The organism is Legionella fairfieldensis ATCC 49588 (assembly GCF_000621525.1).
GTDB lineage: Bacteria > Pseudomonadota > Gammaproteobacteria > Legionellales > Legionellaceae > Tatlockia > Tatlockia fairfieldensis.
The window spans coordinates 73,986-87,362 of sequence record NZ_JHYC01000014.1 but is presented as its reverse complement, the minus strand read 5'-3'; the positions used below and the strand labels follow the sequence as shown (position 1 = coordinate 87,362).

The following is a 13,377-nucleotide window of genomic DNA, read 5'->3' as shown; positions in this document are numbered from 1 at the left end:
AACCGGTTGGTTTCATCGTACGTGTAATACTCATCCCCCACCAGCGGCTGAAAGCCACTGTAATTGGCCATCACCTGCGTGTGCCGGATGTTCCCCACCGCATCGTACTGGTAATCGATGTTTAACAGCGCGTGGTCTTTGTCCGGAAAACGCGAGTCGGTGTCTTGAGGACTTCGCCGGCGCACGGTCACCAGACGCCCGAGCGCGTCATAGGCATAGACATCCATCTCCCTGAGCCAGCCGTCATCCGGCCCCTGCACGGTTCGGGAGGCTGTTTTGGCAACGACATTGCCGTCTTGGTCATAGGCATAATCCACCGTCTCGTGATGGACGTTATCCACGTATTGCATGAGCGCGCCGTCACCCTGGTAATGGTATTGCAGGTGCTTGCCCGCGGTCGAGACTTCCTCCAGCAACAGGCCATTGCGGTTGTAACGGTAGGTGGTGACATGGCCGCCCAAATCCCCGTGGCGAATCAACTGGCCCGCCTCATTGTATGCCCAGGTGCGGGTGTGACCCTGGGCATCGCGCTCCAGCACCTGATGGCCGGCGTCATCGTAGGCGTATTGGGTTACACGCCCCTGGTCCTCCTGCGCTATCCTCTGGCCCATGGTGTCATACCACACCCGGCGGTGAGCGCCCAGGGCATCGGTTTGCGCAACGAGCTGACCTGCTTCATCGTACTGGCTGCGCTGACTGCCCGTCGCCGTCTTCAGCTCGATTAACCGATTGGCCTTATCGTAAACGTAGGTGGTCAATGCCCCGCGTTCCGTGCGACTGCTCACCCGGTTGCCGAAGAGGTCATAGGTCTTCACCCGTCGGTTGCCTTTCGCATCGATGTCAGCCAGCACCTGCCCCTCGGCATCCAGCAGTTTGGCCACCGTATGCCCGTTGGCATCGGTGACCGCCAGCGCCCGGCCCAGCGCATCGTAAGCATAACGCACCGTGGGGGCAAGCCATTGCCGCTCGCCCCGCTCGTTACAGACCTCCACCGGCGGTAACACCTGCTCCACCACCTGGTCAAAGGCATTGTAACGCATCCGGGTAGTCAACCCGCGGGCGCTGGTGTGACTGAGCACATTCCCCCAGCGGTCAGTCGTTTCCACCTCCTCCACCGCCTGCAACCTATCCTCGTGGGTCGTGCCGCGCACCACCGACTCCTTACGCTTGCTCATTAAATGCCCCAGCGCATCGTAAACCGTGTCCTGTCGCGTTAACCCGTAACGCCACGCCCCGTCACTGAACGACAGCGTGTCGCTCGCCATGCCCGTCGATAAATCAAGCCCTTCCTCGCCCCATTGGCCGTTAAACGCCTGGGTGGACGTCACCACCTGCGTCACCTTGTCCGTTAAATCATAGACATAAATCTGGTAAAATCCGGCGCTGTTGCTCCGCCACACGCGCCCTGCCGTGTCGTAATCCATGTGCGTGGTGAAGCGGCCGTTGCGGCCCTTCGCAATCACCTCGCCAAAGGCATTGTAACAGGCGTCCTCGGTTATCAGCGACCCGGCCTCGGTCAACGTGGCCGTTTGCAACAAAGAACCCGCCTCATCGTAGCGATAGCGTTGGTCCCTGCGTTGCAACGTGCCATCCACGCCGGTTAATGACTGCCAGCGGCGAGTCACCTGCCCCCTGCCGTCATAGCTGTAATACACCGCGTGCTGCAAGCCGTCTACCTCGGCCAACAGACGCCCCTCGGCATCATAAAGCGAATGGGTCGTCTGGTCCTTCGCCGACTTCCCGCGCAGGCGAAAGGTCGTTTCATCAGCAGCCGCCGCCCCCTCGGCAAACCGGGTCGTTTCCACCAGTTGCCCCAGGCCATCGTAGCCGTAACTCACCGCGCGCTGTCCCGCCGCGGTAGCAGGCCCCACTTTGGCAATCAACTGCCCCAACGCATCGTAATAGCAAAAACTCCGATAGCCCATCGTATCGGTGGTCGACGTCAGATGGTCCAGCGCATCATACGTATAGGTCGTTGTCACCTCCCCGGTGAGCGTCTCATAACGGCGTCCATCCGCCGTAAGCCGCGCATGACTCACCTGTTTGAAGGTTTTGGCCGTCAGGCGGCTTAAGGCATCGTAGGCAAAGACCACCCAACGGTCTTCCGCAGCGACTGGAGGCCGCGTCCATTCCCCATTCGCACCGACCTCGGCGCGCTGCGCATAGGCCCGCTCCGCCTCCGTCTCGCCGAGCGCATTGTACGACCAGGTGGTCAGGTAGTGTCCGGCATCCAGGGTGGCTACTTTCAAACCATCCCTGTCGTACTGAAACCGCGTGGTCGCCCACTCGCCCGCCTGGCGACACACCTGCTCCTCAATGACCTCCCCAAAGGCGTTGTAGGTGAAGCGTCGGGTCGGCTCTGCCCGCGCATACTGCCGGGTCGCACCATTGTAGCTGCGAAGGGCTGCCTGCCTGACCTTAACCAGCCGGTTCTCCCGGTCATATTCACAGCGCTCCTGCCGGTCGTCAGCACTGACGCAGCGACCTCGGGCAAAGGCTTCGGCCGAGTAGTCGCCCCCCAGCGCCTCCAACGACAATCGGGTCGCGTAGCGCGTTTTCCCCGTCAGCCGCCCCAGCCCGTCATACTCACACCCCGTCAGCTCACCATCAGCCCCTAACGTATACAATACCTCGCCCCGGCCATTGTAAGCCGTGTAAGACCAATACCCCGCCCGGTCTTGCTTCGCCACCACCTCGCCAAAGGCATTGTAGCGGTTGACTTCCGTCAGCGTTTGCACCACCTCGTTGCGTTGCGCACAGGCGGTTGTTCCCGAGGCATCCACTCGCACATCCGGATAACGGGTTTCCACGCAGCGATTCAAGGCGTCATACACGTAGACCCGGCGCGCCATAAGCCCTTCTGCATCACGCACCGTCTCCACCACGTTACCAAAACTGTCATAAGTATGGCGCGTGAGGATAGCGCGCGTCTCACTCACCCACTGCCCCGCCGCCTCCCCGGTGACGCTGACCTCGGGGGAGCGGGTTTCCACCAACTGATTGGCCTCGTCATAGCCATAGGTCCAGCGCGCCTGACGGGCATCCGTTTGGGTTATCACGTTGTTATTGCCGTCGTAGGTATAGGCGGTCTGTCCGCCTGCCGCATCCGTCTTTTGTACAAGACGACCCAGCGTATCATAAGTCCATCGCGTTCGTTGCGCACCCTTATCGTCCTCTAACGCGTCCTTGCTCAGTGGGGCGCCGTCTGCCAAGCGCCACGTGTGCCTCACCTCCGCCACCACATTGCCCACCGCGTCATAACAGCGCTCAAGAACGCGTCCTTCCGCGCTGATACGATAACGTTCACGCCCCGCCGCATCGAATACAAATCGGGTAAGACGGTCCGCCGTACTCGCCATAACCCGCTCAGGCCACTGCGCATCAAGCCCTGTCGGGTTTAACCGCGTGGCGTATTGACAGGTCGCTATCCGCCGACTCGCCCCATCGTAGTCATACCGCGTCACCGCCCCTTCGGGACTTAACTGATAAACCAGACGCCCCGCCTTGTCATAGGCGTAGCGGGTGGTTTGGTCCTGGTCAGCATGAAGGGTTAACTTTGCTTCAATACCCGCACAGGAAAAATCCCGCTTCATCTGCTGCAACGGCAGGCCGACATAAAACCGCGTCGTTTGACTCACCTGCCCCGCCCGGTTATAGTGAAACGACGTCACCGCGCCTTGCGCATCCACCCGGTAGCGCAATTGGTTCAACCCGTCATACGCCATGTAAGTCACCCGCGCATTCGTTTCATCGCGCGGCTCAGGAGCGTAACCTTCTTTTAAACGGGCAAGGGAAAAAGCCTGCGCATACCGGACTTGAGACACTACATTGCCTTTGACATCATACACATAGCGGGTCGCATAGCCCAGGGCGTCAAATACAAGCCTCACCCGTCCAGCCCTGTCGAAGGTACGAAACTGATAGCAGTCTTGCTCATCCGGCTTTAACAGCGCCTCAATGCCCGCTTGCGTATAATTATCCACCCGACTGAGACGGTGAGCATAGACCACCGTTTTGCATTCATTGTCCCGGCTATCGTAGTGATGCGCCGTTACCACCCCGCGCGCATCCACCTCGTAGCGGCAACGGTTATTGGCATCATACACCCAATGGCGCGTGTGCTGGTTGGCATCCGTCTCCCAGACCCGATTGTTATTGGCATCATACCCGGTACGGGTGGTAAGCTTTAAGCCCTCGGCGTCACGAATGGTCGCCACACACCGCCCCAGCGCATCCCATTCATAAGCAGTCACCCGCGTCCTTTGAGCATCCAGATGCTCGACCTGACGCACTAAAAGACCGCGCTCGTCATAGACAAAATCAGTCCTTAACTGAAGCCCCTCGGGGTCGATACACGTTTGCTGCAGCTGCCCCGCGGCATTGTACGTAAACCGCTTGCAAAGCCCATCGGCTTCCACCACCTGCAATTGCCGGCCTATCCCGTCATAACGATACGTGGTGGTCAGGGCCAGCCCCTCGGGGTCGATGATTTTGGTCAGCACACGCCCTGTTGCATCGTACGTGTAAACAATCACCCGGCCCTCGTTATCCTGCTGCCACACCAGGTGACCGGCTTCGTCATACCGATAGGCCATCCCCTGACCTTCGGGTTTTTCAACCGCCAGCAATTGCCCGTTTTCGTCATAACACCAGGTGGTGACCGCGCCATTGTCATCCAGACAGACCTTGTCGCCAAACGCATTAAACTGAAGTATCGTGGTCGTGTCTTCGCCGACATGCCTGATGGTGACGGTATTGGTTTCGTCATCATACGTGTACGCCTTCGCCACCAGCGCGCTTTCACTCACCACTCGACCAAAGGCATCGTAACTCATCGTTTTGGACGAATGAACGGCGTTCTCAATGAGCGTGCACTCACCCCGGGCATTGACCCTATAAGTCGTCTCCCCCTGACGCGCATCGATTGCTTTACTGACTCGCCCCCACACATCGTATTGGGTTTCACTGTCGCGATAAAGCCCCTCCCCTTCCTCGATACGGTGACGCAGCAGCCCCTGATGGTCATACCGGTAAGTGGTTTGATAAACCTGGTCGGCATCAAGCCGTTGACGAGTACTCGCCACCTCGCCAAAAGCATTATACAAGACGGTGGTCTCCTGATGCCCACCCACGGTTTTGGAAGCCAGCAGCCCCGTCGGGTGATACGCATACGTCGTGACTTCATCGTGCGCCTCATCGCGAAGCTCGCTTAACCGGGCAGCAAGCCCGCTTGCCGTCAGACCGACCAGGAGTCCGGGTAACCGGTTACTGTAACGGCGGGTCGCAATAACCTCCTGAAACCCGTTGTAAGCCTGCTCCACGACTTCGCCGTCTGCCGTCACGGTGTACTGCAGCAACCCCGCCTCGTTATAAAAAAACTGTGTCGTCTCTTGCCGCGCATTGCGCTGGCTGAGAAGACGCCCCAGGGCATCGTAGCTCAACTGAACGCTGTGCGCCGCCCAAATGGCCTCCTGTTCGGCGGCCGATAACCCCGGTGAGTCCCGCAGCAAGGCAGCGCCGGTGGCATTAAGCTGTTGAATCACCCGACCCAGCGCGTCATAGCGGCAGGCCGTCCCCCGATACGCCTGACTACGGGCATCCAGGCACGTGCTTTCCACCACCTGCCCCCGTTCGTCGTAACGGTAGCGTGTCACCCGATGGTTAGGGTCGGTTTGCTCAATCAGACGATTCAGCCCGTCATAGCGATACGTGGTGACGTGGTCTGCCGCACTCAGTCGCAGCAACGTCTCCAGCGCAGCCCCCTCCTCAAGGCGCCTTATGCCAATGGCCTGACTCACTACCCGCTTTTCACACACCAGCCCCTGCTCGTTATACGCATAGGTGGTCACATAGCCCAGCGCATCAATATCGGCCACTTTAAGGCCCGCGGCATTATAGCGGCTGTACGTGTGGCTATCCTTGGGCGAGGGCGGCGGCAGCGCCCAGTCGAGGGAATAAAGACCCGTCAGCGCCGTCGCATACCGGCAGACGTCCAGGCAATGGCCTTCCCGGTCCCAGGTATAACCGGTCACCGCCCCATTGCCATTCACTTCCGCCTGCAAGCGACCCGCCTCATCGTAGCGGTACCGGCTTATACGGTCGTCTTCACTGGCTACAAGCAGCAAGGTGTCCACCGTCAACAACACGTCCTCTTGCAGGGTAATCCGCGTCGCATACGCCGTCTTTCGAACAACCTGACCCGCCGCATCGTAGTCAAAGCCAATGACACCCCCCGCCTCATCCACCGTGTAAGCCACCTGATTACAGGCATTATAAATCGTTTGCCGCAACCGGTCGCCCCGGTCCGCCGCAGGCCGGATAGCCGCCCACGTCAGGGAGTCGGCCGACCAGTCCGCCGTCACCACCCCTGCCCGCTGCACCGTCTGCACCACCCGCCCCAGCGCATCATAAGTGTATTCGCAAACCCGACCGCCCGGCTCGCATTGTGCCAGCAAGTGACCCGCCGCATCGTAACAATAAACCGTGAAGGTGCCGTCCGCATGCCCCGTGCGCACCAAACGGCCTGCTTCATCGTAACGATACGTCGTCGTCCCATACGACACCCCCGTACTCTCCATCACCTGAGTCGCCAGAAGCAGGCCCGTACGGTCGTAAGTGCGAATAGTCCGCACCCCCCTGGCATCCGTGGTAATCACCTGACGGTGCGCCTCGTCATACACCACCCGCTCGCTATGGCCCTCGCTATCACGCGTTTCCAGCAAGCGACCCAAATCATCGTACAGGTAATGCGTCAGACGGATACCTCCCGCCACAGGTTGCCCTTTTTCCACTAAAAGACCCGCCGCATTGTAGCGATAAGACGTCGTTAACGCGCCGGCCAATACCCCGTTGCCCGCCGGGTCAATCGCTGCGTAATGCACCTCTTCCGCCAATAACCCGCGCCAGTCGTAGCGATAATCCACCAGACTCACTGCCTCAGGCGGCTGACTGGCCGCCCAGCGCGTCATCGCGCTCAACGACAGGGAAGACGCAGGCGACTGCCCCGTCAATCCCGCCTTCAGATAGGTACGAACGCGCAGCAATTGCCCCTGTTCGTTGTAACAACACTCGCTCACCGTCCCGTCCAACGCCACCTTAAACCGCACATGGCCGCGCTCGTCATAAACCCGATACGACGTCCGTACACCCCACCCGTCCGCCACGTGCGTCTCGCTCAGCACACGATGGTCGCTGTCGTACGTGCACCTGATTCGCTCGCCAGAAGGCAACACCCTGTCCACACAGTCCCCCGCGTCATTGTAAGCAAACCGCCACTGCAAATCCCCCTGATAAATCGCAGCCAGCCTCGCCCCCTCGTACACGTAATCAATCGCATGCCCCACCCCGTCCACCACCCGGGTTAAACGCCCCTGGGCGTCATAGCCATACGTGCTCGTCTCGCCCAATGCATTGCTTATCACCGTATGACCCGCCTCGTAACGGTATTGCGTCCACCGACCCTCACCGTCCGTAAGCCGGATCAGACGACCACTGGCATCATAGTCCAGCAACAACGCCACCCCGTCCGATTCACGAAGCTCACGCAGCCGCGTCGACTCCCCCCAATACGCATAAGTCACCCAAAAAGTCAGCCCCTGACCCAAATCACGACTCACCCTGCACAACCGCCCTTGAGCGTCATACTCATAGCGAAGGTGGTGAACCACCGATGCCTCGCTCCACGTCGTTATCTCCTGCAACACACCCCGCTCAAAACGCCACTCAATACGCTGCTCGCCCGAACTGTCGACCACCCGCACCAAATGGCCCTCCTCATAGCTCAACGCCAGACAATGGCCGTCCCGGTCGCGCACCGCCGTTAACTGCCCCCCCTCATCGTAATCATACGCCGTCTCACTCACCCCATCCCGGTAAAGCCAGTGACCCCCCTTAAAACAAAGACTCGCAGCACGCCCATCCATCGCCACATACAAACCTCGACCCTCGTGAAATACAAAACCACTCCGATGACCATCCTCATCCACCCGATACACCACCGAACCCGGCTCGTTAATACCCCCTTCCACACAAAGACGGCTCTCTACATTAAAACACCACCCGCATCCCCCCTCCCCCAGCGAGTTATAACTCCGTTGCAGGTCATATCCCAACCCCAACCCCGCTAAAAATCCATCCGATTGCCTCAACACCACATTCCCCGTCGCCGCATTCACCGACAACAACGAACCCCCACCACCCAACAAACCACTCCCCTGAGGACCATAAACCCCTAACTGACCCACCGATGAACCCGTTAACCCTAAACCCTCTCCAGTAAATACCTGTGGCATCTCTCTTCCTTCGTTTCTTGTTTTTTAATCAACTTTGTATATATGCAATGACTTTAATTCTGATTCGCTTCTTGAATTGTTCAGGATGAAATATTAAGTCTTCGAAGAAGACAGGATGGTAGCTGAATGATTTTGATTATAAAGACAGGGAGTTTGCTGAAAACAAACACAACGTGATTTTTCAATGCGGGTTGATGATATCGGCTTATATTCTTCATGATACAACTCCATAGTTTTCCATTCGGCAATAAATGCTGGCGTGAATACTACTGAATTGTTTACATCAGGTCAATTGCAATCAAACAATACAGCCTCTTACTCCGCAAGAACAATCCGCATTACTGCCGCGATCGCAAAAGGCAAAAACCCAACAGTTAATATCGATATGGCAAGCAATAGAGCCAAATAACTGCTAACAGACCCACCTTGCATTGTTGTTATCAAAGCCCCACTACCAAAAACCATTATCGGGATAGTTAAAGGTAATAAAATTAACGCCATTAAAACTCCTTTTTGATGGATACCTGTGTTAAAGGTAGCGGCAAAACCACATAAAAAAAGCATCGCTGGCGTACCTGCTACCAGACTAATCATCAACACTGCCGTTTCATACCAGGATAGATTAAATAATAAGGCCAATAATGGACAAAAAATTAGTAGCGGAAGAACAGTAAGTAACCAATGAACCAACAGTTTCGCTGTGATAATCAGACTTAATGGATAACCTGAAATTAACCACTGCTCGATAACACCGTCCTCATAATCTTGTTGAAAAAAACCTATGGAGGCAAGTAGCATGGCCAGCAAGGTAGCTATCCAGATTAATCCCGGCGCAACTGAACGAAGGACGGTACTCTCAGGCGGCATGGTCAAGGGGAAAAAAACGGCGACCATTAAAAAAAACAAGGAGGAATGAAGCAGCAATCTGGGTTGGCGGATATGTAATAAAAACTCCCGATGAAACTGCCGATAAAATAGTCTGCGCAGATTCATCACAACAAGTACTCCTGATAAGCCTGTCCAAGAGGCAGTGGTTGATGAGAGGTCAAAACAACTTGCCCTCCTTCAGTCAGATGATGCTCAAGACAGCGCATTAAAGCTGAGACAGCACCCGTATCCAAAGCAATCAAAGGTTCGTCAAGCAACCACAACCGGGCATCTGTCAGAGCAATACGCAGTAACCCTACCCGGCGTTGCTGTCCTGCCGATAAATGACAACAAAATTCATCATCCAGTCCTTGTAAACCAAAATCGGCGAGCAACTGTTCAAAATTTAAAGCGCGCTTGCCCCAATGCATATCGAAAAAGCAGTTTTCACGGACTGTCAGCAGAGGGTTTATACCGGTTTTATGTCCTATAAAACACAATTTTTGCTGGTAATTGACCAAGTCTTCGCTGATTGATTTGCCATAATAACGAACCTCCCCTTCATGAGGACAGAAAATCCCCGTCAATAATTTTAACAACGTGGTTTTACCTGCCCCATTTCCTCCCCGTAAATGCAGTAATTGCCCTGAAGCTAATGAAAACTCCACATTACGAAGCAAGGGCTTATCCTGGTAATCAAAGGATACATTATAAACTTCAAGCATATATGATTTTAAAATACTCAAAAACCGCAGACTATCTATAATTTATAAATCTGGCAAGCACCCCTTGCAGGCAAGTGAAAATAAATGACCGGGTTATATTGTTACGGCAGCTTCCTGAAGTATCAATGATTAAAATTGCAGAAAATCATTAATGAGAATTACTTGCGCTGATAACTCTGCCCGAGGATAATCACTATTTTAACATGGGTAGGATTCACAATGGAGTTTTTCTCTGAGTATGGTTTATTTCTTTTGAAAACATTAACATTAGTGGTTGCTGTGCTAGTCGTGGTTGGCGGTATTCTGATGTTAGGCCGCAAGCCCCGCCCCAAACTGAACATCACCCCGCTTAACAAGCAATATGACGCATTGAAACAACGTTTATTTCATGAAATAAAAGGCCAAAAACCCGAGAAAAAAAAGAAAGACAAAAAAAGCAAACCTTCGCTTTATGTTCTTGATTTTCATGGCGATATTAAGGCATCACAAGTTGAAGAGCTTCGTGAGTCAATCACTGCTGTTCTTGCAGTCGCTCAAGAGAAAGATGAAGTACTTATTCGGCTGGAAAGTCCCGGGGGAGCAGTCAATGGCTATGGTTTAGCCGCTTCGCAATTGCAACGGCTACGGGATAAAAATATTCCGCTTACCGTTTGTATTGATAAAATGGCTGCCAGTGGTGGTTATCTGATGGCTTGTGTTGCTAATCAAATCATTGCGGCCCCCTTCGCTATAATAGGGTCCATCGGTGTAGTCGCTCAGCTTCCCAATTTCTACCGTTGGCTCAAAAAAAACGATATTGATGTTGAATTATTGACTGCCGGAGAATACAAACGAACATTGACGTTGTTTGGGGAAAATACCGAAAAAGGGCGTAAAAAATTTCAGGAAGATTTAGAGAAAATCCATCAGATTTTTAGGGATTACGTTCTCGCCAATCGCCAACAGTTGGATATGGATAAGGTAGCTACGGGTGAACATTGGTTAGCGAAAGATGCTTTCGACTTAAAGCTTGTCGATGGCTTAAAAACCAGTGACGATCTTCTAGTTGAAAAAATGGGACTATTTAACGCCTTTAAGATAACCATCCACGGTAAAAAATCACTGGCAGAAAAATTATTAAAACCCACCATGAAATTATTACACCCCTGGGCGTAACAGGCTCTCATGAACTGTTGTTCCGCCATAAAATGGTTTCCTGCCACAATCTCTGGGTACCGCGGACACGCCGCGGTACGTAGGCATCATTAAAAATCAAGTAAAACTTAAGACTAATTGGAAGAGCTGACTTTCGTCGGCAATTCGTGTTAAGGGCTATTTTTTTATCTGGCATAAAGAATATTGTTTATAAAGGGATATGCTATAATTAACGTTAATTACTTTTTTGTCATATAGTTATATACTAAAATTAAAAACAGAATATCACGGAGCGAACCATGAGCGATTTCAAATCAAAACTACCCGATTTTAATGAATTATCTTCCATGGCAAGTAAATTTTATAAAGATGTCAAAACCAGCGTCTGTGAAATTATTAGCGATTATAAAAAGAAACATCAGCAAGACACCGCAGAAGTTAAATCAAAAACGACAGAAGACGTCATTATAGAAGAAACCAAGCCTAAAAAAAGTAAATCGACAGTAAAAAAAGAGGATTCAGAAAAGAAAGAAGTGTAATACGAATCATCAGTAAGCAGTTTTTAATTTACGATGATTCAATCAAATTGGGCAACGTTTTATTTCGTCAAAGGTCAGCTGTGGGAAATCCATTCTCAAACTTATCTCATCACTTTGCCTGAGAGAAGATCCCCGCCTTTCGCGGGGATGACATCAACATTATTTCGAGTCATTCCGTGAAAACAGGAATCTATTCTCAAACTTACCTCATCACTTTGCCTGAGAGAAGATCCCCGCCTTGCGCGGGGGATGGCATCAATAAAAATCACAGGAAGTCAAAGAACTTCAAATAAATCAATCACTCATCACATGCACAAAAAATGAGAAGAACCCTCAGGGACAAGCCGTGAGACGTAGGTAATGAAAACTGACCTTATGAACACTTACCCATCACTCTTCTAAACCCTCTCTGGGCGAGTCAGGCCATATTTACGCATTTTTTCAACCAATGTGGTACGACGCATGTTTAAATAACTGGCCGCATGGGCGACAACCCAGTCCGATTCCTCTAGAGCCTGATTGATTAATGCTAATTCCGTCTTTACTAAATGCTCTTTAAGATCAATTCCTTCACTGACGGATGTTTGTTCGTGAAGCAAAGCAAGTAAAGCCTCTCGCTCACTGTGATTATTAGGCTTATCAAAGCTATCTCCTCGAAATCGTACAGGTAAATCGTCCACGTGAACAATACCATTAGGAAACAAAATGGATAATCGTTCAACAAGATTGGCAAGCTCACGAACATTACCAGGCCATTGATAACTACTTAACACTTCAAGGGTTGCAGGCATTAAACGGATGCCTGGTCTATTCTCCCCCTGAACACGGGTAATTAACTCATTAATTAATAATGACAGATCGTCCGGTCTCGTACGTAACGGAGGCATCTCAATAGGAAAAACATTCAACCGATAATAAAGATCCTCGCGAAATTTCCCTTCGTCAATTGCTTGCTCAAGATTACGATGCGTTGCAGCTATAATCCTTACATTAACCTCTATACTCTTATTAGAACCCACACGCTCAAAACACCGCTCCTGTAAAACGCGTAACAGCTTCACTTGCATGGCTAAAGGCATATCCCCGATTTCATCCAGGAACAAAGTGCCCCCATTCGCCAGTTCAAAACGTCCTTGCCTCGCAGTAATTGCACCGGTAAAAGCCCCTTTCTCATGGCCAAATAATTCACTTTCCAATAACTCACCGGGAATTGCACCGCAATTAATCGGAACAAAAGGCTTATCAGCACGCGATGAGAGCGCATGGATATTACGAGCAGCCACCTCTTTTCCTGTACCTGACTCGCCTAATATCAGAACACTCGCGTCTGTATCCGCTACCTGGGCGATTAACTTACGGATTTGACACATGGACTCACTTTTACCTACCAGACTTCGTAGTAAGGAAGTATGGTGGTTAATTGCATGAGCAGTGCTGTCATGAGCAATCTGACACTTATGAAGAACCTCCAGCATTTGCTCATAGCTAAAAGGAAAACGAAGACTGGCAAGCACATTTGCAGGCAATTGATAATGATCTGGCAGGGGAGAGTCAACAAGTATTACGAATAACTCAGGCGCAATAGTAGTCAGTTCCTGCAAAAAGTTAATAGTGTCTTCAGAAGACTTATGTGCACCTGCCACCAATAATTTTACCGTATTATATGGTAATGAGCGCCAGTTACTGTAATTTGCAAGATAACAGGTTTCGCCTACAAAATTCAGAATAATGCTGAGCTTATAGCAACGTTCTTCATTATCGTCAATGATAAAAATAGTTTCACTATTGCTCATAATAACCCAATCCCCAAGTTTAAAGCCT

The 13,377-nt window shown here is 52.4% G+C and carries 6 protein-coding genes and 1 pseudogene; 2 read left to right on the top strand and 5 right to left on the bottom strand.

The features are described 5' to 3' along the window. The 4 genes and pseudogenes from T345_RS0105025 to ccmA all read right to left on the bottom strand — a co-directional run. Positions 1–7,862: RHS repeat domain-containing protein (locus T345_RS0105025; RefSeq protein ID WP_169733781.1), on the bottom strand; the 7,862-nt coding region annotated here is incomplete at its 3' end. Positions 7,863–7,967: 105 nt separating this feature from the next. Next, positions 7,968–8,291: pseudogene (locus T345_RS15580) on the bottom strand (DUF6531 domain-containing protein); the annotation flags it as partial. A gap of 315 nt (positions 8,292–8,606) precedes the next feature. Further along, positions 8,607–9,284: a heme exporter protein CcmB gene (ccmB, locus tag T345_RS0105020; protein ID WP_051555140.1), complete on the bottom strand. Its 678-nt coding sequence runs from the start codon at positions 9,282–9,284 to the stop codon at positions 8,607–8,609. After that, entirely contained in the window at positions 9,284–9,883 is a 600-nt protein-coding gene (gene ccmA, locus T345_RS0105015) for a cytochrome c biogenesis heme-transporting ATPase CcmA (protein ID WP_028388376.1), read from the bottom strand. The genes ccmB and ccmA overlap by 1 nt, the downstream gene beginning before the upstream one ends. A gap of 219 nt (positions 9,884–10,102) precedes the next feature. On the opposite strand from ccmA, the gene sohB reads away from it, so the two are divergent. Then, positions 10,103–11,038: a protease SohB gene (sohB, locus tag T345_RS0105010; protein ID WP_028388375.1), complete on the top strand. Its 936-nt coding sequence runs from the start codon at positions 10,103–10,105 to the stop codon at positions 11,036–11,038. Positions 11,039–11,316: 278 nt separating this feature from the next. Then, entirely contained in the window at positions 11,317–11,556 is a 240-nt protein-coding gene (locus T345_RS0105005; protein WP_028388374.1) for a hypothetical protein, read from the top strand. A 398-nt stretch (positions 11,557–11,954) separates the two neighbouring features. On the opposite strand, the gene T345_RS0105000 is transcribed toward T345_RS0105005, so the two are convergent. Further along, positions 11,955–13,349, bottom strand: a complete 1,395-nt coding sequence (locus T345_RS0105000) for a sigma-54 dependent transcriptional regulator (protein ID WP_028388373.1) — start codon at positions 13,347–13,349, stop codon at positions 11,955–11,957. Positions 13,350–13,377 lie beyond the last annotated feature (28 nt).

What these genes read in the sequence shown, in the direction of transcription:
- T345_RS0105005 (WP_028388374.1), top strand. Translation starts at nt 11,317, where the DNA reads ATGAGCGATTTCAAATCAAAACTACCCGATTTTAATGAATTATCTTCC.
- ccmA (WP_028388376.1), bottom strand. Translation starts at nt 9,883, where the DNA reads ATGCTTGAAGTTTATAATGTATCCTTTGATTACCAGGATAAGCCCTTG.
- ccmB (WP_051555140.1), bottom strand. Translation starts at nt 9,284, where the DNA reads ATGAATCTGCGCAGACTATTTTATCGGCAGTTTCATCGGGAGTTTTTA.
- sohB (WP_028388375.1), top strand. Translation starts at nt 10,103, where the DNA reads ATGGAGTTTTTCTCTGAGTATGGTTTATTTCTTTTGAAAACATTAACA.
- T345_RS0105000 (WP_028388373.1), bottom strand. Translation starts at nt 13,349, where the DNA reads ATGAGCAATAGTGAAACTATTTTTATCATTGACGATAATGAAGAACGT.